Here is a 22,786-nt window from a genome sequence, read left to right as displayed (position 1 = left end):
GATCGGCATTGCCGCCGATCCGCGCGCCGGGTACATCTGTCGCGCCGCGCAAGCGTAGCGGCAGACGTAAGGCAACATCAGGGATGGAGAGTTCGATGCCGGTCACGCCACAAACCAAGGTCCAGCGCCCCTATCGCGGCGTGTTTCCGGTCGTGCCCACCATCTTCGACGAGCGCGGCGAGCTCGACCTCGACGGCCAGCGCCGCTGTGTCGATTTCATGATCGATGCCGGCTCGCACGGGCTCTGCATCCTCGCCAATTTCTCCGAGCAATTCGTGCTGACCGATGCGGAGCGCGAGACCGTGATGCATGCGGTGCTGGAGCATGTCGCGGGGCGGCTCCCCATCATCGTCACCACCACCCATTTCAGCTCGGCCGTCTGCGCCGCGCGCAGCCAGCAGGCCGAAGCCGCCGGCGCCGCCATGGTGATGGTGATGCCTCCTTATCATGGCGCAACTTTCCGGGTGCCCGAGAAAGGCATCGTCGAGTTCTTCCGCGTGCTCTCGGGCGCGATCAACATCCCCATCATGATCCAGGATGCGCCGGTGGCCGGCACGCCGCTGTCGGTCGAGCTGCTGGCGCGATTGTCGCGCGAATTCGCCAACATCCGCTATTTCAAGATCGAGGTGCCCTTTGCTGCCGCAAAGCTGAGGAGCCTGATCGAGGCGGGCGGCAAGGACATCGAGGGGCCCTGGGACGGTGAGGAGGCGATCACGCTGCTGGCCGATCTCGATGCCGGCGCGACCGGCGCCATGACTGGCGGCGGCTATCCTGACGGCATCCGCCAGATCATCGATCCCTATTTCGCCGGCAAGCGCGAGCAGGCGAAGGCGGCCTACGAACGTTGGCTGCCGCTGATCAATTACGAGAACCGCCAATGCGGCCTGATCGCCTGCAAGGTCATGATGCAGGCCGGTGGCGTGATCAAGTCGGACGCCGTGCGACATCCGCTGCAGCCGCTGCATCCGGCAACGCGGGCAGGGCTGCTGGAGCTCGCAAAGGAACGCGACGCGCTGGCGTTGCGGTGGGGGAAGTAACCTACGCCGTCGTCCCGGACAAGCGCGCTCCAAGCGCGCGCAGATCCGGGACCCATAACCCCAGGGAGAAGTTTGGCGAAGACTCGGCGTTGGCAGCCCGCTCCATAACCCCTCCTGGGGGTTATGGGTCGCGGGGGCGATGCCGAGTGTGAGGTGCGCGGCCTGGCCTGATCCGGCCGGCTTCCATCTGGCTGAAGGCGTCGAATTAACGCGGTTCAGGCGGTTTCCCGCGGCTTGGCGATGACGTATTGTACGCTCGCCAACCAGACCCGCGGAGCGTCTCAAGACATCGTGTACCAGCTCTTTATTGTGCCGCTATCCCGAGCCAGGTTGGAGCGAACCGACGAAACAGGGAGGCAGTGCCATGACGATGAGGCCGGATCCCACCTTTCACGCATCGCCCAAGCTTGCGATGGAAGCACCTGCTGAGAACTTTGCCTACACGTTGCTGCTCAGTCCAGATTTCTCAAAACCGGATGCTCTCGCGGTCATCGACGTCAAGCCGGGATCGCCGACGTATAGCCAAATCGTCCACACCGTGACGATGCCCAACAAGGGCGATGAGTTTCATCACTTCGGCTGGAATGCCTGCTCCTCCGCCCTGTCGCCGCTCGCCGGACATGCCTTCATCGAGCGGCGCTATCTCATCATCCCCGGGCTGCGCTCGTCGCGGATCTACATCATCGATACCAAGCCCGATCCGACCAAAGCCAAAATCCACAAGATCATCGAGCCCGAGGAAATCTTCAGAAAGACCGGCTACTCGCGGCCGCATACCATCCATTGCGGGCCGGACGGCATCTATGTGAGCACGCTGGGCGGCGGCGGCAAAGACGGCACCAACGGGCCTCCAGGCGTCTTCATCATGGATTGCGAGACGTTCGAGGTCCTTGGACGATGGGAGATCGACCGCGGTCCGCAGACGCTGCACTATGATTTCTGGTGGAACCTGCCGCGCGACTACATGGTGACGAGTGAATGGGCGTTGCCGCCGCAGTTCGAGAACGGGATCGTCCCGGAAGATCTGCTGGCGAACAAATATGGCCATCGCCTCCACTTCTGGGATCTCCGCGCCCGTCGCAACGTGCAGACCATCGACCTCGGCGCCAATCATCAGATGGCGCTGGAGGTACGGCCGGCGCACGATCCGGTTCGCGAATACGGCTTCGTAGGCGTTGTGGTCGACACCACCAATCTCGAAGCATCGATCTGGACCTGGTGGCGAGAAGGCGGGAAATTCCATGCGGAGAAGACGGCGGCGATCCCGCCCGAACCCGCGCCAAAGGAGAAGCTCCCGCCGCTGCTCCAGGGCTTTGGCGCCGTGCCGCCGCTGGTGACCGACATCGACCTGTCGATGGATGATCGTTTTCTCTATGTCTCGTGCTGGGGCACGGGTGAAATGCGCCAGTACGATGTGAGTGATCCGCGAAAGCCGAAGCTTGCGGGCTCGGTTCACATCGGCGGCATCGCGCGCCGCACCCCCCATCCGAATGGCAAGGCATTTGCGGCCGGGCCGCAGATGGTCGAGATTAGCCGCGACGGCGGGCGCGTGTACTGGACCAATTCGCTCTATTCCACCTGGGATGACCAGTTCTATCCCGACGGCGTTCCGGGTGTGGAGGTCATGGCCAATGTCGGTCGCAATGGCGGCCTCGAGCTCGACAAGGACTACTTCGTGAGCTTCCCCGACGGATATCGTGCGCACCAGATCAGGCTGGAGGGCGGCGATTGTTCGACGGACTCCTTTTGCTACCCGTCGGCCTAGATTGGGGGCACGCGAGCCCGGCGCTCGGCTGGCTGTGGCTCGCTCTTGTCGCGAGCGGTCTCTATCACGGGGTCAATCCGGGAATGGGCTGGCCGCTCGCCGTTTCGGCCGGGCTCATGGACAAGAGCCCGCGCGCGCTTTTCCGTGCGTTGTGGGCTCTGGCGGCCGGACATCTGCTGGCAACACTTCTCGTGCTGCTGCCATTCGCGTTCCTGCTCGTGCTGGCCGAATGGCAGCGTTCGATCCAACTCGGCGCGAGCCTTCTCGTCATCGGCTTTGGTGTCTATCGGCTGATCGAGCGGCGCCATCCGCGCACTCTGGCACGAATTCCTCCAACGCAATTGGCGCTCTGGTCATTTGCCGTTGCCATTGCTCACGGCGCCGCCTTGATGCTCGTGCCAATCTATCTCGGGCTCTGCCGGGCCTTCGAACTGGATGCGGGCCATCAGGCCGCCGGCGCGCTGATGAAGGCAAGTCTCGGTATGGCGGTACTGGTGTCTTTGGTGCACGTTGCCGCCATGATCAGCGCCGGTGGATCTCTGGCGTGGCTGGTCTACCGCTATCTGGGATTGAGGTTCGTCTCGCGAAGCTGGTTCAATCTCGATGCAATCTGGGCGGCCAGCCTCATTCTGGTTGGCGTTGTGGCGCTCGCCCTCAATCTCGCGAACTGGTCCTGAAGCCTACCGCGCCAGAGCCCACTCACCGACGATGCGGAATCTTGCCTTGGCATCGTCCTGCCTGAACAGCGCGATGCGATCGATCGCGAACGTATCGAGACCGAGCGCCGCAAAGCGCTTCCGCAGCATCTCCAGAATTGGTCCGCGCCGTTCGGCATCCAGTCGTCCCGTCAGCGTCATGTGGAAGCGGAATTCCTCCATCACGTAAGGGTAGCCCCAGCGACTGAGATAATCGCGCTGCCGCTCACTCAGCTTCTCCGGCCTGCGCCGTGCGCGATCCTCCGCGGTGAGAGCGGCGCGGAAGCAATCGAAATCGCGGGCACAATCGGCGGCAAGCTGCTGGAGATCGCCGACCGGCTCCGCCGGAATGACGGCGATGAAGCCGCTGATGGAATCGACGGTCGGCCGGATCAGCGGGATCGGCCGCGGCTTTCCCGCGAATATCGCGCACGCCGCCACGAGCTCGGCCTCGGTGCGGTCGGGCGCGAGCGCCATCGGCGCCTTCAGCGTGGCGTGAAAGCCGTATTTGCGGGGATCGGCGGAGATGTCGTGCCAGTCCGCCGTCGCGCGGAGCACTTCGTCCGGAAACGACAGCTCATTGCCGGTATAGGCATCATAGCCCAGCAGCTCGGCGCCGAAGCGGGAGAGGGCGCTGTCGGCGCCGGCGGCGAAATAGATCGCGTAGCGGGGAAAACCTGTCATTGCCTGAGCATAATCGGTTTAGGCCGCGACGACAGTCTCGCGCGGCATCGCCGCCGCGCTGAGCAGCCTTGTCGCTTCGGTGAGGTGCACGAGCTTTCCAGCGGCGATCACCGCGATGAGCCGCGGCCGCAGCGGCGCGCTGCCGTCGACCAGGAGAATGTCGGCGCGGCGTCCTTCCGCGAGGATGCCACGATCGACAAGGCCGGTCGCGCGCGCGGGCGCGGCGGAGATGAGACTCCAGGCCTGCGTCAGCGGCAGCACGTCATCGGCAGCGAGGCGAAAGGCGGCGAGCAGCGGCGCCGGATAGTAATAGTCCGATGCCAGCACCGAGCAGAGGCCCTTGGCGATCATGTCGGACGCCTTGGTCCAGCCGGTGTGGCTGCCGCCGCGCACCACGTTCGGCGCACCGTAGACGATGGCATCGCCGGCGGCCGCGGCGGCGCGTGCCGTCTCCTCGTTGACCGGAAACTCGGCGATCGTCGCGCCCATGGCGCGATACTCCTGGCGCATCGCCGGCGTCGCATCGTCATGCGAGAGCATGCGCACCCCGGCTGCGCGGGCCGTGGCAGCCAGCCGCGCAACCGAAGCCGGCACATCACCGGCGCGCGAAAGCACGCGCTCCACCAGGCGATCAAACGCCTCGCTCGACAGTCCGGTGCGCTCCACCATGCGGTTGCGCTTCCGCGGCTTGGCCATGTCGCCGACCGTGCCGTCCATGTGGTCGTTGAACGCGAACAGGTCGACCCGGCCTTCCGCGAGCCACTGGCTCATCTCCTGCTCGGCGTCGAGATTGTAGGTTTCGTGCCGCAGATGGAAGCGGGTGTCGGCGGCGAATTGCGGACGCTGGCGCTCGATCGCCTCCATCAGGCTTCGCGCATTGTCGGCGCAACGCAGCCCCGGCTCCCAGGAACAGGTCGTGGCGTGAAACACCGTGGTGATGCCGTTGCTGATCGCCTGGCGATCGCTGTCGGCGAGCGCGACGTCGATCGGGAAGTCGACGCCGGCGCGCGGCATCATCTGCCGCTCGAAGGCATCGCCGTGCAGATCGACGATGCCCGGCAGCACCAGCAGGTCGCGCGCATCGATCGCCAGCCGCGCGCGGCCGCGAGACGCGCCAACCTGCGCAATATCCGTTCCCGACACGCTGAGTGAAATTTCGACGAGCTCGGAGCCGATCAGGGCCCGGCCGCCCTCGAGGAAGATATCTGTCACGCGCCCGCGCTTCGTTTGCTAGAAGGGAAATTGTCTCGTGCTTCGTATGTCGAGAGGAAATCTTCAATCCCGAGCTTGCGGAAATCGGGCAGGGCCTCACGCAATTTGTCGTGATCCCAATCCCACCAGGCGAGCCTGGCGAGCCGCCCCGCGACGTCCTCCGAGAACCGGCGCCGCACGATGCGCGCTGGATTGCCGGCGACGATACTGTAGGCCGGCACGTCCTTGGTGACGATGGCACCGGCCGCGATCGCCGCGCCGGTGCCGATGTTGCGACCCGGCAGCACGATCGCGCCATGGCCGATCCAGACGTCGTGGCCGATATGGACGTGATGCTCGCGCCGCCAGTCGAAGAACTCGGTATCGTCACTCTCGCCCTCGAAATAGGCGCTCGAACGATAGGTGAAATGCGCCTGCGTGGCGCGGTGCATCGGATGATTGCCGGGATTGATGCGCGTCATCGCCGCGATCGAGCAGAATTTTCCGATAGTGGTGTAGGTGATCTGGGCGTCGTTCACGACATAGGAGTAATTGCCCATCGTCACGTCATGCAGGATGGTGCGCGCGCCCACCTCGGTATAGGCGCCGAGCCTGGTCTCATGCAGCTTCGCTGTGGAATCGATGGTCGGTTGCACCGAGAGCGACTTGGCTGCCATGGCGGATCCGGATTGCGGGAGGCGGGGCGCTCGTCTTCGAGTGGCATGATGACAAGGTCATGACGAGATGATGACAGGGGATGAAGCTGTGCAGCATCGCCGCACCGCAACGGCAGTGTCACACAAGTGTCAAGCACGGGCGTTAGCGATGGCAGCCAGCTACTCTGGAGCCCTGCATGCTGGTGGTCGAAGGTCTGACGTGTCGCTTCGGCGTGAAAGCCGCCGTGGACGACGCTTCATTTCAAATTTCCCCCGGCGGCTTCGTCGGTGTGATCGGGCGATCCGGCGCCGGCAAGTCGACGCTGTTGCGGACCATCAACCGCCTCGTGACGCCGACACAGGGCCGCATCCTGTTCGACGGCGTCGACGTCACCGCGCTGCGCGGCAGGGAGCTGCGGCAGTGGCGCGCCCGGTCGGCGATGATCTTCCAGCAATTCAACCTGGTCGGCCGGCTCGACGTCCTGACCAACGTCCTGATGGGACGTCTCGCAACGATGCCGGCCTGGCGCTCGCTCACGCAGACCTGGCCTGAGCAGGACAAGGCGCTGGCGATGTCGGCGCTCGAACAGTTCGATATCGCCTCGCTCGCGGCCCAGCGCGCCGACCAGCTCTCCGGCGGACAGCAGCAGCGCGTGGCGATCGCCCGCGCACTGGTGCAGCAGCCCGACATCATCCTGGCCGACGAGCCGATCGCCTCGCTCGATCCGCGCAACACCAAGATCGTGATGGATGCGCTTTTGCGCATCAACAAGCACTTCGGCATCACCGTGCTCTGCAATCTGCATTCGCTCGACCTGGCGCGCAGCTATTGCGACCGCCTGATCGGCATGGCGCAAGGCCGGGTGGTGTTCGACGGCGCGCCGGCTGCGCTGACCGAGCACGTCGCGCGCGAGCTCTACGACCTCGAAGCGACCGAAGTGATGGGCGGCATGCCCGTGCCGGCGCCCGAGGGCATTCCTGCGCTTGGAACGGCGGCCGCCGCCTGAGCTGCGCGCACCAGTACTTACCAGTTTTGCGTCAACCGACTCCAACCGATGAAGAGAGTTTCATGATCACTCGCAGACTCATTCTTGCCGGCGCCGCTGCGTTGGCCTTCACGACTTCAGCTTCCGCCGACGACTGGAAAGCCAAATATCCCGAGCTGACCTTCGCCGTCATTCCAGCGGAAAACGCCTCGGGCGTTACCGAGCGTTGGGCGCCGTTCATGAGCTATCTCTCCAAGGAACTGGGCGTGAAGGTCACGCTGCGCATCGCCAACGACTACGCCGCAGTCATCGAAGGCCAGCGCGCCGGCAATATCCATATCGCCAGCTACGGCTCGGCGTCGTTCGCGCGCGCCCGGCTGACGGGCGTCAAGACCGATGCCTTCGCCAACGACATCAACGCCGACGGCTCGACCGGCTATTACTCGGTGTTCTTCGTCAAGGCGAGCAGCCCCTACAAGAGCATCGATCAGCTCAAGGGCAAGAACCTCGGTCTGGTCGATCCGAACTCGACCTCCGGCAACAACGTGCCGCGCTTCGAGCTCGACAAGATGGGCATCGCAGACGCCGACACCTATTTCAGCAAGGTCGTCTTCACTGGCAGCCATGAGAACGCGATCCTGGCGCTGGCGCAAGGCACGGTCGACGTTGCGGCTAACCAGTGGACTAGCGACGACGATTCCACGCTGGCGCAGATGCTGACCAAGAACATGCTGAAGAACGCCGACGGCTCGCCGATGAAGAAGGACGACTTCCGCATCATCCACAAGTCGGCGCCGATCATCAACGGCCCCTATGCCTATAATTCCGACCTGCCGGAAGAGGCCAAGGCCGCGATCGCCAAGGCGTTCTTCGACGCGCCGGCCAAGAACAAGGCGGCGTTCGATCGCCTCCAGGACGGCCAGAAGAAGGGTTTTCATCCCGCCACCACCAAGGATTGGGATGGCACGATCGAACTGATCAAGTTCGTCGATGCGCTGCGTAAGAAGAAGGCGTCCTGAGTTTCGGGACGATAGCACTGGAGCCGGGTCGATGGACCCGGCTCTTTCTCCTTTGACGGGTCCTCTTTGACCGATGACCATCGCGGTTTCGATCCTCCCCGAGCAGCAACTGGCGACGCTCAACGCCGCTTACAGCCAGGCGGTTGCGCGCAGGCGATGGCGTCTCCTGTTCGGAGCAGCGGTGTTCGCCGCCGCATTGCTTCTCGCCGCGGTCGGTGCGGAAGTGAATTTGCGCACCCTCTTCACCTATTTCGGCAACTTCCTCAGCTATTTCGACCGCATCCTCACGCTCGACAGCGGCCAGCGCGTCTGGACTGACGTCGGCGAATGGCTGTGGGGCTGGCGCAAATGGCTGAAGATGCTGGGCGAGACCCTGCTGATCAGCTATGTAGGCACGCTGATCGGCGCGACCTTCGCTTTCGCCCTCAACTTCTTCGCGGCGGAGAACACTTCGCCCGCGCCCTGGCTGCGCTTCGGGGTGCGGCGCCTGCTCGAATTCGCCCGCACCGTCCCCGGCATCGTCTTCGCGCTGATCTTCGTGATCGCCTTCGGCCTCGGCCCGATGGCGGGCGTGCTCGCAATCGCGATCCATTCCACCGGCGCGCTCGGAAAGCTGTTCTCCGAGATTGTCGAGAATGCCGACATGAAGCCTGTCGAAGGCATCCGCTCGACCGGCGCGAGCTGGCTCGCTTGCATGCGCTTCGCCGTCCTGCCGCAGGTCACCGCGGGCTATGCCAGCTACGCGCTGCTGCGCTTCGAGATCAACGTCCGCGAAGCCTCGGTGATGGGCTTTGTCGGCGCCGGCGGCATCGGCCAGGAGCTCGTCGTCGCCATCCGCAAGTTCTATTATTCGGACGTCAGCGCGATCCTGGTCACCATCATCGTCACCGTCTTCATCATCGACATCGCCACCGGTTGGCTGCGCGGCCGCCTGTTCGGCAAGGAGGCGCGGACGTGACCAAGCCGCAGCAGGTCGACACCGCGCAGCTTCGCGCACGCTATCCCGATGTGTTCGACCGGCCGGCCTCGGCGCGGCTCGCGACCCCCGCGATGATCGTCGCGGCACTCGCGATCCTGGTGTATGGCTTTGTCGATCTCGATTTCTCGCCGTCGCGCTTCTTTTCAGGCCTCAGCCAGCTCGGCTGGATCAGCCTGATGATGATCCCGCCGGATCCCGGCTCCTCGCTGCCGATCTATCTGAAGGCGCTGGGCGAGACGCTGTCGATCGCGCTGCTCGGCACGACGTTGGCCGCTTTGTTCGCGCTTCCGGTCAGCCTGCTCGCCGCCCGCAACGTCGTGCCGTCAAAGATCCTGCGTTTCCCCGTCCGCCGTTTCCTCGATTCGATCCGCGGCGTCGACACGCTGATCTGGGCGCTGGTGTGGATCAATGTGGTCGGGCTCGGCCCGTTCGCCGGTGTGCTCGCCATCGCCGTGTCGGATTTCGGCTCCTTCGGCAAGCTGTTCTCGGAGGCGATCGAGGGCGCGGACCAGAAACAGGTCGAGGGCATCCGCGCCTCCGGCGGCAGCGCGCTGCACGAGATCCGCTTCGGCCTGTTGCCGCAGGTCTTGCCGGTGATCGCCGGTCAGGTGCTCTATTTCATCGAATCCAACACGCGCTCGGCCACCATCATCGGCGTCGTCGGCGCCGGCGGCATCGGCCTCCAGCTCGCCGAGCAGATCCGCGTGCTGGAATGGCAGAGGGTGTCGTTCCTGATCCTGATGATCCTGGTCGCAGTCGCCGCGATCGATTTCATCTCGGGCAAGCTGCGCTTTGCCATCATCGGACGGCGCGCCGTGGCGTAATCGCAACCGCGAACTCTCTTCCCTTCTCCCCTTGTGGGAGAAGGTGGCGCGAAGCGCCGGATGAGGGGTCTCTCTCGGCGAACTCAGATGTGAGACGCGTGCGCGCGGAGAGATACCCCTCACCCGTCTCGCCGCTACGCGTCGAGCCACCCTCTCCCACAAGGGGAGAGGGAGAAGAGGCACTCGCTCACCCGTTCTCCACCAGAAACTCGACCCGCTCTGCCGCAAAGCGTGAATGCTTCGTCACCAGCGGCTTGCCGTCGAGATCGTGGTCGGTGGCGTCGACCACCAGGATCGGCCGTCCGAGCGGGAGGTCGAGGCGCGTGGCGTCGGTTGCGTCGACGATGCCGGCGGTGATCCGGGTCGCGCCGCGGCGATAGTCGCGGACGCCGTAATGCGCGAGCAGCTTTGTCATCGAGCGCGTCGCTGCGAACACATTGCCCGCATCCGGAAACAGTTCCGCCGACAGCCAGGTGGTGGAGACGCAGATCGGCGTGCGGTCGGCGAGGCGTATCGCCTCGATCCGGACCAGTGGCGCACCAGTCTTCAAGCCGAGCTCTCGCGCAACCTCGCGGGTCGCGACGTCTTCGGAGGCCTCGATCAGCTGGCCGCGCGGCTCGCGGCCGCCGGCGCCGACGATCTCGGAGAAGCGCGTGCGCGAGCGTAGCGGATAGGCGAGGCGCTGCGCCTCGACATAGGTTCCGCTGCCGCGCTCGGCGCGCACCAGGCCGCGCTCGGCAAGCGCAGCCAGCGCGCGCCGCACGGTGTGGCGGTTGACGCGATAGGTTACGGCGATCTCCACCTCGCCCGGCAGCTTGTCGCCGGCGGCAAAGCGGCCGTCGGCGATGCCGCGCTCGATGCCATCGGCGACCAGGCGCCACAACGCGACGCCCGAAGAAGCGGTGTCCTGCATGCTCATATCGCCGGTCAGCCTAGCCCAGAAATCACAGCTTTGTCACGAAACAGTCATGGCGCTTCCGTATGAAGTTGTCTAGTATCATAGACAACTTCAGTTCGGCAAGGTCGATGGACGCGGTGACCCAGCACAACAACCAGGAAGCCCAGCGCAAGGCCGTCATGGCCGTGCTGGCGCACGCGGAGGCGGGCGAGATCGCCGCTCGCCTCCGCACTCTCGCGCTACCGGGCCATCAGGATCTGCGCGAGCCCGAAAACGGCCTGGTGATGCTGCGTGGCCGGGTTGGCGGCGACGGCGCCCCGTTCAATCTGGGCGAGGCGACGGTGTCGCGTGCCGCGGTCCGGCTGGCCAGCGGCGAGGTCGGCTTCGGCTACACGCTCGGGCGGAATAGCGAGAAGGCGCAGCTGATCGCGCTGTGCGATGCGCTGTTGCAGTCGCGGGATTTTAGCGCGTCGGTCGAGCGGGACGTAATCGCGCCGTTGCGCGAGCTGCTTATGATTCGGCGCGAGCAGACGGCGGCTGAGACCGCCGCGACGAAGGTTGATTTCTACACCATGGTGCGCGGTGAGGGTTGAGGTCATGACCACGATTGCGGAACTGCCTCCTGGTTTCGTCGACAAGGTGCTGTCGGCGCAATCGACTTTTCGCTCGGTCATGGACGCGATGGCGCGGCCGGGCTCGGTCCAGCGCATCGTGCCGATGGCAGGAGCGCCCGCTATGATGATGCGCGGCACGGCTGCGATTGCGCTCACGCTGTTCGACCACGATACGCCGATCTGGCTCGATGCGCGGATGACGGAAAGCTCCGACGTGGTGAAATGGCTGAAGTTCCACACCGGTGCGCCGGTCGTGCAGGACTGCTCGATCGCGAGCTTTGCGCTGATCAGCGACGGTGCCGCGCTTCCGGCGCTCGAACGCTTCGCGCTCGGCAGCAATGAATATCCGGATCGTTCGACCACATTGATTGTCCAGGTCGATAGCCTGGCTGCCGGACGCGGCTTCGAGCTGCGTGGCCCCGGCATCGATAGTGTCGCGACGCTTCAGGCGGCGATCCGGCCGGCCGATCTGTTCGAGCGGCTGCGTGTCAACGAGGCGCTGTTTCCGCGCGGCATCGACGTGGTGCTGGTGGCCGATGACGCCGTTGTTGCGATTCCGCGCACCACGCGTGTCGTGAACAAGGAAAGCTAGTCACATGTATGTCGCAGTCAAAGGCGGCGAACGCGCCATCGAGAACGCCCATCGCCTGCTGGCAAATGCGCGGCGCGGCAGCCATAACGTTCCGGAAGTCACGCTCGACCAGATCTCGGAGCAGCTCGGCCTCGCCGTGGACCGCGTCATGAGCGAGGGCTCGCTGTACGACCGCGAGCTTGCGGCGCTCGCGATCAAGCAGGCGCGCGGCGATCTGATCGAGGCGATCTTCCTGGTCCGCGCCTTCCGCGCCACGCTGCCGCGCTTCGGCGCGAGCGAGCCGGTCGAGACTGGTGCGATGCGGGTGCAGCGGCGGGTGTCCTCGACCTTCAAGGACATCCCCGGCGGCCAGATTCTCGGGCCGACCTTCGACTACACCCATCGCCTGCTCGATCCGTCCCTCGCTGAGGGGTTCGTGCCGGAAGCGCCGGCAACCGCCGAAGCTTCGAGCGCGCCAACGCCACGCGTGACCGATATCCTGGGCCGCGACGGACTGATCGAGTCCTCGCCGCAGGCCGAGAAGGGCGCCAGCGTCGGCGATCTCACCCGCGAGCCGCTGAATTTTCCGGCGGACCGCGACCTGCGCCTGCAAAATCTTGCGCGCGGCGACGAAGGATTCCTGCTGGCGATGGGCTATTCCACTCAGCGCGGTTACGGCCGCAACCATCCCTTCGCGGGCGAGATCCGCTTCGGCGAGGTCGAGGTCGAATTCTTCGCCGAGGACGCCGGTTTCGCCGTGCCGCTCGGCTCCATCGAGCTCACCGAATGCCAGATGGTCAACCAGTTCAAGGGATCGGCGACGGAAGCGCCGTGCTTCACCCGCGGCTATGGCCTCGCCTTCGGCCAGAGCGAGCGCAAGACCATGTCGATGGCGCTGGTCGACCGCGCGCTGCGCGCCCGCGAACTCGGCGAGGAGGCCGCAGCGCCGGCGCAGGACGAGGAGTTCGTGATGTCGCATTCCGACAACGTCCAGGCGACCGGCTTCGTCGAGCATCTCAAGCTGCCGCATTATGTCGACTTCCAGTCCGAGCTCGGCCTGCTGCGCAAGCTGCGCCAGGAATTTACTGACGCCAACGCCGCCGAGTCCATGAAGGAGGCCGCGGAATGAACGCGCCCGCCTATAATTTCGCCTATCTCGATGAACAGACCAAGCGGATGATCCGCCGCGCCATCCTGAAGGCAATCGCGATTCCCGGCTATCAGGTGCCGTTCGCCAGCCGCGAGATGCCGATGCCATATGGCTGGGGCACCGGCGGCGTGCAGGTCACGGCCGCGATCCTTGGGCCCAAGGACGTGCTGAAGGTCATCGATCAGGGTTCCGACGACACCACCAACGCGATCTCGATCCGAAAATTCTTCGCAAAGACTGCCGGCGTTGCCACGACCACGGCGACGGAAGATGCAACGGTCATCCAGACCCGTCACCGCATCCCGGAGACGGCGCTGCATGAGAACCAGGTGCTGGTCTATCAGGTGCCGATCCCGGAGCCGCTGCGCTTCCTCGAGCCGCGCGAGACCGAGACGCGGCGGATGCATGCGCTCGCCGAATACGGCCTGATGCATGTCAAGCTCTACGAGGACATCGCGCGCTTCGGACATATCGCGACCGCCTATGCCTATCCGGTGAAGGTCAATGCGCGCTATGTGATGGACCCGTCGCCGACGCCGAAATTCGACAATCCCAAGATGGACAATTGTCCGGCGCTGCAATTGTTCGGCGCCGGCCGCGAGAAGCGCATCTATGCCATCCCGCCCTACACGACAGTCGTGTCGCTCGATTTCGAGGATCACCCGTTCGAGCCCTACCGCTTCAACGCGCCCTGCGCGCTTTGCGGCGCCGAAAATTCCTATCTCGACGAGATCGTGACCGACGACAAGGGCGGACGGATGTTCGTCTGCTCGGACACCGACTATTGCGAGGGCCGCCAGGCTGCCGGCCATCGCGGCAGCCTCAGCGCCGCGCCGTACAAGGAGAAGGCGCATGGGGGATCAAATGGCTGATCTCGATATGCTTGAAAGCGACCAGCCACTGCTGGTCGCAAAATCCCTCAGCAAGTCCTACGGCCGCATCGCCGCGTGCCGCGACGTGTCGTTCGCGCTCTATCCCGGCGAGGTGCTGGCGATCGTCGGCGAGTCCGGTTCGGGCAAGTCGACGCTGCTCCAGCTGCTGTCGGGCCAGCTCGCGGCCAGCGGCGGGCATGTGTCCTACCGGATGCGCGATGGCGTCACCCGCGATCTTGCCACGCTCGGCGAGGCCGAGCGGCGCTTCCTGTTCCGCACCGATTGGGGTTTTGTGCACCAGGATCCCGCGCAAGGCCTGCGCATGGCGGTCTCGGCCGGCGCCAATGTTGGCGAGCGGCTGATGGCGGTCGGCTGGAATCATTACGGCCGCATCCGCGACACCGCATCCGACTGGCTCACCCGCGTCGAGATCGACGTCGCGCGCATCGACGATGCGCCGCGCACCTATTCCGGCGGCATGCGCCAGCGCCTCCAGATCGCGCGCAACCTCGTCACCGAGCCGCGGCTGGTGTTCATGGACGAGCCGACCGGCGGTCTCGATGTGTCCGTGCAGGCCCGCCTGCTCGACCTCTTGCGCAGCCTCGTCGCCGAATTGCACCTCGCCGTCATTATCGTCACCCATGATCTCGCAGTCGCGCGGCTGTTGTCACATCGCGTGATGGTGATGAAGGGCGGCCGCGTCATCGAGACCGGTCTCACGGATCAGGTGCTGGACGACCCGCGGGAGCCGTATACGCAACTCCTCGTTTCCTCGATTCTGCCGCCATGAGCCTTCCAACATGAGCCTTCGAACATGAGCCTTCCAACACGAGCCCTCCGGTGACTGCCATGATCGACGTCGCCGACGCCCAGAAGACCTTTACGATGCACCTGCAAGGCGGCATCGAACTGCCGGTGGTGCGCGGCGTGACCTTTCACGTCGACCCCGGCGAGTGCGTCGTGCTGTCGGGTCCGTCCGGTGCCGGCAAATCGTCGATCCTGAAGATGATCTTCGGCAACTATCGCTGCGACTCCGGCCGCATCGGTATCCGTCATCGCGGCGCGCTGATCGATCTTGCTACCGCGGAGCCGCGGCAGGTGCTCAACGTCCGCCGTTCGACCATCGGCTATGTCAGTCAGTTCCTGCGCGCGGTGCCGCGGGTTCCGACGATCGACGTCGTCGCCGAGCCGCTGATCGCCGGCGGCATGAGCCGGACCGACGCGCAGGCGCGCGCGGGCAGCCTGCTGCATCGCCTCAACATTCCCGCGCGGCTTTGGCAGCTTCCACCCGCGACCTTTTCCGGCGGCGAGCAGCAGCGCGTCAACATCGCACGCGGTTTCATCTCGGACTTGCCGATCCTGATCCTCGACGAGCCCACGGCCTCGCTTGACGCAGCCAACCGCGCCGTCGTGGTCGAGCTGATCGCCGAGAAGAAGCGGCAGGGCGTCGCCATGGTCGCGATCGTCCACGACGACGAGATCCGCCATCTGATTGCCGACCGCATCGTCGATGTCACCAGCTTTGCCGCCGCGGCCTGAAGGAAAATGAAGGACATGAACGCCAAGCCGAAGGAAATAGTGATCGCCAACGCCAGGATCGTGCTGGCCGACCGGGTGATCGAGCAGGGCTGGCTCGCTCTTGCAGACGGTCGCATTGCCGAGATCGGCGAGGGCAGGGCGCCCGCGGGCGCCGACGACGCCGGCGGCGATCTGATCATGCCGGGCCTGATCGAGCTGCACACCGATCATCTCGAAGCCCACTACGTGCCGCGGCCAAAAGTATTCTGGAATCCGGTCGCCGCCGTCGTGTCGTATGACGGCCAGCTCGCGACCTCGGGCATCACCACCGTGTTCGACTCGCTGCGGGTCTGGCGCGAGGACGGCGCGGAGGAAGTCGACGGCCGTGCCGGTACGCTGGCTGCCGCGATCGCGACCGCGCGCGACGCCGATCTCCTGCGCGCCGACCATTTTTTGCACCTGCGCTGCGAGATCCCGATGCCGAGCGTGGTCGAGGAGGCCAGGGAGCTGGTCGGCCGTCCCGACGTGCGGCTGATGTCGCTGATGGACCACACGCCCGGTCAGCGCCAGTTCCGCGACGAGGTCAAGCTGCGCGACTATTACCGCGGCAAGGGCGGCGGCAAGACCGACGCCGAACTCGACGAGCTGTTCGCACGGCGCTTCGAATATCAGAAAGCCTATGCCGCGACCAACATGCGCGAGATCGTCGCACTGGCGCAGGGGTACAACATCCCGCTCGCCAGCCATGACGACACCACCGAGGAAAATGTCGCGGACGCGGTGCGCGATGGCGTCGCGGTAGCGGAGTTTCCGACCACGATCGAGGCCGCGCGTGGCCTGCATCAGGCCGGCATCGACATCCTGATGGGTGCGCCGAATGTCGTGCGCGGCGGCTCGCACTCCGGCAACATCGCCGCGGTCGATCTTGCCCGCGAAGGCCTGCTCGATATCCTCTCGTCGGACTACATCCCGTCGAGCCTCTTGATGGGCGCACTGCATCTGCCCGAGCACGTGCCCGCGATCGATCTGGCGGCGGCGATTCGCACCGTGACGAAGGCGCCGGCCGACGCGGTGGGCCTGTCCGATCGCGGCGAGATCGCGGTCGGCAAGCGCGCCGACGTGATCCGGGTGCACGTCGCGGGCGACGTTCCCGTCGTCCGCAGCGTCTGGCGCGAAGGAGGCCGCGTCGCATGAGCGCGACCGCGACCATGGCGCCGGAACAGGCCGGGGCCATCGGACCCGGGCGGCTCGTGCTCGTGGTCGGTCCCAGCGGTGCCGGCAAGGACACCTTGCTGCGGCTCGTGCAGGCGGCCTGCATCGATGATCACGGTATCGTCTTCCCGCGCCGCGTCGTCACGCGCGAGTCCTCCGCGGCCGAGGACAATATTGCGATGAGTTCCGACGAATTCCGGCGCGCGCTCGATCACGGCGATTTCGCCGTGCATTGGCAGGCGCATGGGCATTCCTACGCCTTGCCGCTCGAAATCAATGACGACATCCGTGCGGGGCGGACGGTGGTCGCCAACGTCTCGCGTACCGTGATCGGCGCGTTGCGCGGGATTTATGCCAACGTCGTGGTGGTTGCGATCACGGCGCCGCCGGACGTGCTGGCGCAGCGGCTTGCAGCGCGGGCGCGTCACAGCGACGGCAATATCACAGAACGCCTCGCGCGCAGCGTCGATGACGCATCGGCGAACGCCGATGTCACGATCCTCAATGCCGGCAGCGCGGACTACCACAGCCGCCAGCTTGCGCGCGTGATCAGGAACGAAGACTGGCACGAGTAGTGTCCGCAGTAACAAGGAGAGTGGAAGGATGTCGGTGATTGAGACGGTCGAACAGTTAGAGGCCATCTACGGCGCCACCAACGATGCCTCCACCGTAAAAGTTGCCGACCACGTCACCCCGCTCTATCGCATCTACATCGAGAAGGCGCCGTTCGCGGCCCTTGCCACCATCGGCCCGGAGGGCATCGACTGCTCGCCCCGCGGCGATCTACCCGGCTTCGTCCGCATACACGATCCCAAAACGTTGATGCTGCCGGATCGGCGCGGCAACAACCGTGTCGACTCCTTGCGCAACATCGTGTGCGATCCGCGTGTATCCCTGATGTTCCTGATCCCCGGCTCCGGCAACGCGGTCCGTGCCAACGGCCGCGCCCATCTCTCGATCGATCCCGATCTGCTGGCTTCCTTCAAGGTCGAAGGCAAGGCGCCGCGCAGCGTGATGGTGATGACAGTGGATGAAATCTACTTCCAGTGCGCCCGCGCCATCGTTCGCTCCGACCTCTGGAACCCCGACAAGCGCGTCGACCCGAAGACGCTACCGACGCCGGGGCAGATCCTCGCCGAGATGAGTGAGAACAAGGTCGGCGGCGAGGACTACGACCGCGGTTGGGCTGCGCGTGCGGCAGCGACGATGTGGTAGCTTTGTTTCCCTCTCCCCTTGTGGGAGAGGGTGGCTCGCCGCGTGGCGGCGAGACGGGTAAGGGGTCTCTCTCCGCGAGCTCGTCTTGCAGTCGGTGCGCGCGGAGAGAGACCCCTCATCCGGCGCCATAGCCGAAGCTTCGCTTCGGCGTTCTTAAGAACGGCGGCCAAAGGCCGCCTATGCCACCTTCTCCCACAAGGGGAGAAGGGAAGAGGAGATCGCGGCGCCGCTAATTAAACGCCATCCCGCCGCTCAGCGCGATGGTCTGTCCGGTCATGTAGGCGTTGTCGACCAGCAGCATCACGGCCTTTGCCACTTCCTCCGCCGTGCCGAAGCGGCCGAGCGGGATGCGGCTGACGAGTTGGGGCTGACCGCTCATCATGTCGGTCTCGATCAGCGACGGCGCCACCGCGTTGACGGTAATGCCTTCCTTCACCAGCCGCGCCGCATAGCCGCGCGTCAGGCCCTCCATGCCGGCCTTGGACGCGTTGTAGTGCGGGCCGATGGCGCCGGCGCCGCGCGCGGCACCGGAGGAGATGTTGACGATGCGCCCCCATTTTCGCGCGCGCATGGCCGGCAGCACCGCCTGCGTGCACAGAAAGGCGGATTTCAGATTGATCAGGATGGTGCGGTCGAAATCGTCTTCGGTGAGGTCGTCGATGCCGCGCGTGATGGCGATGCCGGCATTGTTGACGAGAATATCGACCGGTCCGAGCCCGGTCGTGACGCGATCGATCACTGTGGCGACCGCCTCGCGCCGCGATACGTCGGCGGCAACGGCGATTGCACGCCCGCCGCGCTTGCTGATCTCGTCCGCCAATTGCTCGGCCTGCCCGATCCGCTCGCGGCAGTTAACTGCCACGGCCGCGCCGGCTTCGGCCAGCGCGCGGCAGACCGCGGCGCCGATCCCGCGCGAGCCGCCGGTGACGAGCGCCGTGCGCCCTTCGAGACTGTCTGACATGAACGGCTCCGATCAATTTGATGATGACCGGATCGTCATGCGGCGCCCGATGGCGTTCAAATCACAAGGCCGCTACACAGGGTCAACTCCGGCGGCGCGACCTGGTGCGTGCGGCCTTCTTTGCGGCGGCGGAGCGGACCTTGGCGCCCTTGGTGCTGCTCGCCTTGCGCGCAGCGGCCGAACGGGACGCGGCGCTGCGCTGGCTTGCGGCACGCTTGGTCTGTTTCGACAGCGCGCTACGCGATGCGGTCGAACGCGGCTCCTTCTTCAACACCCCTTCCACGGCACGCGAGACGCGCGGCCGGCGCTTCGGAGTCCGTTTGCCTTGCCCTACCTCATAGGCATATTTGGCGCTCCGGCGCGTCGCCTTCTTGGTGCGCCCCTTGCGCGGCGGTGGCAGATCGACGCCGGCGCGGCGCGCCTCCGACAGACCGATGGCGATAGCCTGCCGCGTCGAGCGCGCACCGTGCTTGCCCTTGCGAATCTTATCGATCTCGTCCTTGACGAATTCGCCGGCCTGCGTGCTTGACGATTTGCCAGCGCGCTTGTCTTGCTTCGCTTTGCGAATGACTTCTTGTCTTGGCATGGTCGAGTTCCCTCTGAAATTCACAGGGATGTCTGACCGAAACGCGCAAGATGGACGATTGATCCCTTCAGTTCCTCAGCGCAGCCAGCAGTTCATCGGGGCGTTCGGCCATGATCATGTGGCCGGCGCCCGGCACCACGACGGTCTTCGCATGCGGGATCGCGGCAGCAAGCGCCTTGCCCGCCTTCGCCGGCGTCATCATGTCCCGTTCGCCGAGAATGAGCGTGGTCGGCACCTTCACGCTCGCGGCTGCGGCAAGCGCATTCGCATAGGAATTGCAGGCGGAGAGATCCTTGAACAGTACGCCGGGCTCGCAAGCCTTGAGAACCGCCTGCGCGCCGCCATGCATCCAAAGGCCGGGCGCGAGGCTGCCGCCGAGCTCGGCGCCAAAACCGAGACCCCAGATCGAGACCATGTCGATCGCGTCCTGATCGTTGGCTTTGGCTGCCTTCAACAGATCCGGGCCGACCGTCATGGTCGCGGCGGTGCCGATCAGGCTCAGCGCGGACACCTTGTCCGGATGCCGTGCCGCGGTCTCCAGCGAGATCAGCGATCCCATGGAGTGGCCGATCAGATGGGCCTTCGCGCTGCCTGCCGCATCGAGCAGCGCCGCGGTCCAGTCCGCCATTTCGGCGATGCTGCCGGGCGAAGGCCCGGCCGAGCGGCCGTGGCCGGGCAGGTCGGGGGCCAGCACGGCAAAACCGTGATGAGCGAACCAGCGCGTGTGCAGCGCCCAGGTCGAATGATCGAAGCCCGCGCCGTGGATGAAGACAATTGCGGGCAGGGACTTGTCGAACTCGCGGCCGCCGGTCGCGGCAAACACCTCGGCGCCGTTGACGGAGAGATTCATGGCTTCAGACCTTTTGCGAGATGCGCAGCGCTTGGTTGAGGTCGTCGATGATATCGGACGCCGTCTCGATGCCGACCGATAGCCGCACCAGCTCCTCGCCGATGCCGGCGGCCTTGAGCTGCCCGGCGTCCATCTGCTGATGCGTGGTCGAGGCCGGATGGATCACCAGCGTCTTGGCGTCACCGACGTTGGCGAGATGGCTGATCATGCGCAGCGTTTCGATGAACTTGCGGCCCGCGGGCCGCCCGCCCTTGATGCCGAACGACACGATCGAGCCGGCGCCGCGCGGCAGCAGCTGCTTTGCGAGCTGATAGTCGGAGTGATCTTCCAGCGAGGGATGCAGCACCCAGTCCACGGCCTTGTTGGCCCTCAGCGCCTCCAGCACGGAGTGCGTGTTCTGCATGTGACGGTCCATGCGCACCCCGAGCGTCTCGACGCCCTGGAGCAGCTGGAACGCGTTGGTCGGCGACAGGCAGGCGCCGAAATCGCGCAGGCCCTCGGTGCGCGCCCGCATGATGAAGGCCGCGGTGCCGAACTGCTCGTCGAAGACGATACCGTGATAACCGCCATAGGGCTCGGTCAGCACGCCAAATTTGCCCGACGCGCGCCAGTCGAAGCGGCCGCCGTCGATGATGGCGCCGCCGATCGCGATGCCGTGACCCCCGATCCATTTGGTCGCCGAATGCATGACGATATCGGCCCCGAGCTCGATCGGCCGGCTGAGATAGGGCGTGGCAAAGGTGTTGTCGATCAGCAGCGGGATCTTCGCGTCATGTGCGATCGCAGCGACCTTCGGAATGTCCAGCACCTCGAGCCCGGGATTGCCGATGGTCTCGCCGATCACCAGTTTCGTGTTCGGCCTGATCGCGGCGCGGAACGCGTCGAGGTCGCGCGGCTTGACGAACGTGGTGGTGATGCCGAAGCGCGGCAGCGTGTGCGCCAAGAGGTTGATGGTGCCGCCATAGAGCGAGCTCGACGCCACGATGTGATCGCCGGCGCTCAGCAGCGTCGCGATGGCGAGATGCAGCGCGGCCATGCCGCTCGCGGTGCAGATCGCGCCGACGCCGCCCTCCAGCGCGGCGAGCCGCTCCTCGAGCACGGCCGTGGTCGGATTGGAGATGCGCGTGTAGATGTAGCCGGCACGCTCCAGATTGAACAGCGCGGCGGCGTGATCGGAGTCCTGAAACACGTAGGACGTGGTCTGGTAGATCGGCACCGCACGGGCGCCGGTCGCGGGATCCGGATGCTGGCCCGCATGCAGGCTCAGGGTCTCGAAGGCAGGCGGCTTGGGCGCGGGCATGCTTGGCCTCGTTGGATGGTCGGCGATGGCGGCCCTTGTGCCACAAAAAGGCGCGGCACGTCAGCCCATTGACTATTCACAGAGGGTCGTCGTGCCCGGGCAGAAGCGCGAAGCGCGTCTTCGCGCTAGTTGTCCCGGGCATCCACGTTCTTTGTGTCATGGGGAAAGGCGTGGATGCCCGGGACAAGCCCGGGCACGACGCTGTGGTAGCTTCAGTGTGATCTACGCTCAGCTCATATGCGATTGACTTATCACAGGCGGGGGAGAGGCGAAGGGGCCGCGCAGCGCTAGCCGACACTGCCGCGGATCGCCTCCTCAATCGAGCGGGCCTCCCGCAGCAATATCTCCGCAACCTCTTGCTCCCGGCGCGGGCCGAGGCGCGTCCGCACGGCGGAGACCGTCATCGCCGCGGCCGGCTGTCCGTCCGGGGTCTTGATCCAGGTCGAGATCGATTTCGTGCCCTGCACCAGGCCAATCTCTCTCATATTGTATCCGCGCCGTCTCGCCATGGCGATCTGGCTCAGCACCGTCGCGGCATCGGTCCGGTAGGCTTCGAACCGCTTCTCGTTGGCGGCGACGATCTTTCGCGCATCCTGCGCCGGCATGGCGGCAAGGATCGCGACGCCGGCGCTGCTGACGCCGAGCGGGCGGCGCGCGCCGACCTCGATCGACAGCACCTGGATCGGATAGGCGCCGATCCTGCGGTCGACGCACAGCGTGTCGTTGCCGGTCCGCACCGTCAGGAACAGGGTGTCGCCGATGTCAGTGGAGGCGCGCCGCAGCGAAGGGCCTGCGGCGACCAGCAGCGGCGAGGGCCGCGCGCGGGCCAGCGCCAACTCAGGCACCTGATTGCCGATGGCGTAGCGGCCGGTCTTATTGTGCCGTTCGACGATGCCTTCCTCGATCAGCACGTGAACGATGCGATGCACGGTCGGACGGGTCAGCCCGGTTGCCTGCACCACCTCGGCCAGCGGCACGCCTGCCTCGCGGCCGGCAGCGAGAATGCGCAGCACCGACAGGGCGCGCCGGATCGCCTGCGCGCCCTGTCGCGGTTCTGCCATGCTGCGGGCGGACCTTGCGGAAGTGGTCTTGTCCATAATATGGACAAGAACGCCACAATTCTCTCGACAGGTAAAGCGCTCATCTGGAGATTGCGCTCCGTTCGAGATGCCATGCGCAATGTCAGGCAACCGAACCGAATTG

General features: G+C 65.4%; 25 protein-coding genes. 16 read left to right on the top strand and 9 right to left on the bottom strand.

Translation table 11 applies throughout. From position 1 onward, the window contains the following. The first annotated feature begins 95 nt into the window (after window positions 1–95). The 3 genes from GWG65_RS25625 to GWG65_RS25615 all read left to right on the top strand — a co-directional run bounded on the left by GWG65_RS25625 (window position 96) and on the right by GWG65_RS25615 (window position 3,479). Entirely contained in the window at window positions 96–1,037 is a 942-nt protein-coding gene (locus tag GWG65_RS25625) for a dihydrodipicolinate synthase family protein (protein WP_275198335.1), read from the top strand. A 364-nt stretch (window positions 1,038–1,401) separates the two neighbouring features. After that, window positions 1,402–2,802, top strand: a complete 1,401-nt coding sequence (locus tag GWG65_RS25620) for a selenium-binding protein SBP56-related protein (RefSeq protein WP_275198334.1) — start codon at window positions 1,402–1,404, stop codon at window positions 2,800–2,802. A gap of 83 nt (window positions 2,803–2,885) precedes the next feature. After that, window positions 2,886–3,479: a hypothetical protein gene (locus GWG65_RS25615; RefSeq protein ID WP_275198333.1), complete on the top strand. Its 594-nt coding sequence runs from the start codon at window positions 2,886–2,888 to the stop codon at window positions 3,477–3,479. Between the two features lie 3 nt (window positions 3,480–3,482). Here GWG65_RS25615 and GWG65_RS25610 read toward each other — a convergent pair whose 3' ends face one another. Genes GWG65_RS25610 through GWG65_RS25600 form a run of 3 tightly spaced genes read right to left on the bottom strand, consistent with a single transcriptional unit; the run spans window position 3,483 to window position 6,049 of the window. Continuing rightward, a complete protein-coding gene (locus GWG65_RS25610) occupies window positions 3,483–4,181 on the bottom strand; it encodes a DUF1045 domain-containing protein (protein WP_275198332.1) in 699 nt (232 codons plus the stop codon). A gap of 18 nt (window positions 4,182–4,199) precedes the next feature. After that, on the bottom strand, window positions 4,200–5,393 hold the full coding sequence (locus GWG65_RS25605; protein ID WP_275198331.1) for an alpha-D-ribose 1-methylphosphonate 5-triphosphate diphosphatase: 1,194 nt from the start codon (window positions 5,391–5,393) through the stop codon (window positions 4,200–4,202). Beyond that, the gene (locus GWG65_RS25600) at window positions 5,390–6,049 is read right to left on the bottom strand and encodes a chloramphenicol acetyltransferase (RefSeq protein ID WP_275198330.1); all 660 of its coding nucleotides are present in this window, start codon (window positions 6,047–6,049) and stop codon (window positions 5,390–5,392) included. The genes GWG65_RS25605 and GWG65_RS25600 overlap by 4 nt, the downstream gene beginning before the upstream one ends. Before the next feature lie 176 nt (window positions 6,050–6,225). On the opposite strand from GWG65_RS25600, the gene phnC reads away from it, so the two are divergent. The 4 genes from phnC (at window position 6,226) to phnE (GWG65_RS25580) (ending at window position 9,836) form a co-directional block, all read left to right on the top strand. Then, complete coding sequence (gene phnC, locus GWG65_RS25595) at window positions 6,226–7,035, top strand: phosphonate ABC transporter ATP-binding protein (protein ID WP_275198329.1); 810 nt, start codon at window positions 6,226–6,228, stop codon at window positions 7,033–7,035. Between the two features lie 62 nt (window positions 7,036–7,097). Beyond that, the gene (gene phnD, locus GWG65_RS25590) at window positions 7,098–8,033 is read left to right on the top strand and encodes a phosphonate ABC transporter substrate-binding protein (protein ID WP_275198328.1); all 936 of its coding nucleotides are present in this window, start codon (window positions 7,098–7,100) and stop codon (window positions 8,031–8,033) included. 73 nt (window positions 8,034–8,106) lie between these two features. Further along, the gene (gene phnE, locus GWG65_RS25585; RefSeq protein ID WP_275198327.1) at window positions 8,107–8,991 is read left to right on the top strand and encodes a phosphonate ABC transporter, permease protein PhnE; all 885 of its coding nucleotides are present in this window, start codon (window positions 8,107–8,109) and stop codon (window positions 8,989–8,991) included. After that, window positions 8,988–9,836: a phosphonate ABC transporter, permease protein PhnE gene (gene phnE / locus GWG65_RS25580; RefSeq protein ID WP_275198326.1), complete on the top strand. Its 849-nt coding sequence runs from the start codon at window positions 8,988–8,990 to the stop codon at window positions 9,834–9,836. Before phnE (GWG65_RS25585) ends, phnE (GWG65_RS25580) begins: the two co-directional genes overlap by 4 nt. A 187-nt stretch (window positions 9,837–10,023) precedes the next feature. Here phnE (GWG65_RS25580) and phnF read toward each other — a convergent pair whose 3' ends face one another. After that, entirely contained in the window at window positions 10,024–10,755 is a 732-nt protein-coding gene (gene phnF, locus GWG65_RS25575) for a phosphonate metabolism transcriptional regulator PhnF (protein WP_275198325.1), read from the bottom strand. Window positions 10,756–10,862: 107 nt separating this feature from the next. Here phnF and phnG point away from each other — a divergent pair, with 107 nt between their 5' ends. The 9 genes from phnG to GWG65_RS25530 are packed head-to-tail and all read left to right on the top strand — an operon-like array spanning window position 10,863 to window position 17,886. Continuing rightward, window positions 10,863–11,327, top strand: coding sequence for a phosphonate C-P lyase system protein PhnG (phnG, locus tag GWG65_RS25570; RefSeq protein WP_275198324.1), 465 nt, complete (start codon window positions 10,863–10,865; stop codon window positions 11,325–11,327). 4 nt (window positions 11,328–11,331) lie between these two features. Next, on the top strand, window positions 11,332–11,940 hold the full coding sequence (phnH, locus tag GWG65_RS25565; protein WP_275198323.1) for a phosphonate C-P lyase system protein PhnH: 609 nt from the start codon (window positions 11,332–11,334) through the stop codon (window positions 11,938–11,940). Window positions 11,941–11,944: 4 nt separating this feature from the next. After that, complete coding sequence (locus GWG65_RS25560; RefSeq protein ID WP_275198322.1) at window positions 11,945–13,048, top strand: carbon-phosphorus lyase complex subunit PhnI; 1,104 nt, start codon at window positions 11,945–11,947, stop codon at window positions 13,046–13,048. Then, entirely contained in the window at window positions 13,045–13,941 is an 897-nt protein-coding gene (locus GWG65_RS25555; protein ID WP_275198321.1) for an alpha-D-ribose 1-methylphosphonate 5-phosphate C-P-lyase PhnJ, read from the top strand. Before GWG65_RS25560 ends, GWG65_RS25555 begins: the two co-directional genes overlap by 4 nt. Further along, window positions 13,934–14,731 carry a phosphonate C-P lyase system protein PhnK gene (phnK, locus tag GWG65_RS25550; protein WP_275198320.1) on the top strand — a complete coding sequence of 266 codons (798 nt, stop codon included), beginning with the start codon at window positions 13,934–13,936 and terminating at the stop codon, window positions 14,729–14,731. The genes GWG65_RS25555 and phnK overlap by 8 nt, the downstream gene beginning before the upstream one ends. A gap of 50 nt (window positions 14,732–14,781) precedes the next feature. Next, window positions 14,782–15,480: a phosphonate C-P lyase system protein PhnL gene (gene phnL / locus GWG65_RS25545; protein WP_275198319.1), complete on the top strand. Its 699-nt coding sequence runs from the start codon at window positions 14,782–14,784 to the stop codon at window positions 15,478–15,480. 15 nt (window positions 15,481–15,495) lie between these two features. Further along, the gene (locus GWG65_RS25540) at window positions 15,496–16,653 is read left to right on the top strand and encodes an alpha-D-ribose 1-methylphosphonate 5-triphosphate diphosphatase (protein ID WP_275198318.1); all 1,158 of its coding nucleotides are present in this window, start codon (window positions 15,496–15,498) and stop codon (window positions 16,651–16,653) included. Further along, window positions 16,650–17,246 (top strand): phosphonate metabolism protein/1,5-bisphosphokinase (PRPP-forming) PhnN, encoded by a 597-nt coding sequence (gene phnN / locus GWG65_RS25535; RefSeq protein WP_275198317.1) that lies wholly within the window; start codon window positions 16,650–16,652, stop codon window positions 17,244–17,246. The genes GWG65_RS25540 and phnN overlap by 4 nt, the downstream gene beginning before the upstream one ends. Window positions 17,247–17,274: 28 nt before the next feature. After that, on the top strand, window positions 17,275–17,886 hold the full coding sequence (locus GWG65_RS25530) for a pyridoxamine 5'-phosphate oxidase family protein (protein WP_275198316.1): 612 nt from the start codon (window positions 17,275–17,277) through the stop codon (window positions 17,884–17,886). 229 nt (window positions 17,887–18,115) lie between these two features. Here GWG65_RS25530 and GWG65_RS25525 read toward each other — a convergent pair whose 3' ends face one another. The 5 genes from GWG65_RS25525 to GWG65_RS25505 all read right to left on the bottom strand — a co-directional run bounded on the left by GWG65_RS25525 (window position 18,116) and on the right by GWG65_RS25505 (window position 22,680). Next, the gene (locus tag GWG65_RS25525) at window positions 18,116–18,847 is read right to left on the bottom strand and encodes an SDR family NAD(P)-dependent oxidoreductase (RefSeq protein WP_275198315.1); all 732 of its coding nucleotides are present in this window, start codon (window positions 18,845–18,847) and stop codon (window positions 18,116–18,118) included. 82 nt (window positions 18,848–18,929) lie between these two features. Further along, window positions 18,930–19,433 carry a DUF6496 domain-containing protein gene (locus tag GWG65_RS25520; RefSeq protein WP_275198314.1) on the bottom strand — a complete coding sequence of 168 codons (504 nt, stop codon included), beginning with the start codon at window positions 19,431–19,433 and terminating at the stop codon, window positions 18,930–18,932. A 67-nt stretch (window positions 19,434–19,500) separates the two neighbouring features. Beyond that, window positions 19,501–20,283, bottom strand: coding sequence for an alpha/beta hydrolase (locus tag GWG65_RS25515; RefSeq protein WP_275198313.1), 783 nt, complete (start codon window positions 20,281–20,283; stop codon window positions 19,501–19,503). Window positions 20,284–20,287: 4 nt separating this feature from the next. Next, on the bottom strand, window positions 20,288–21,583 hold the full coding sequence (locus tag GWG65_RS25510; RefSeq protein WP_275198312.1) for an O-acetylhomoserine aminocarboxypropyltransferase: 1,296 nt from the start codon (window positions 21,581–21,583) through the stop codon (window positions 20,288–20,290). Between the two features lie 287 nt (window positions 21,584–21,870). Further along, window positions 21,871–22,680, bottom strand: coding sequence for an IclR family transcriptional regulator (locus tag GWG65_RS25505; RefSeq protein WP_275198311.1), 810 nt, complete (start codon window positions 22,678–22,680; stop codon window positions 21,871–21,873). Window positions 22,681–22,786: the final 106 nt, after the last annotated feature.

Origin of the sequence: Bradyrhizobium sp. CSA207 (assembly GCF_029051685.1) — a bacterium.
GTDB lineage: Bacteria > Pseudomonadota > Alphaproteobacteria > Rhizobiales > Xanthobacteraceae > Bradyrhizobium.
This window is presented reverse-complemented; position numbering and strand designations above follow the sequence as displayed.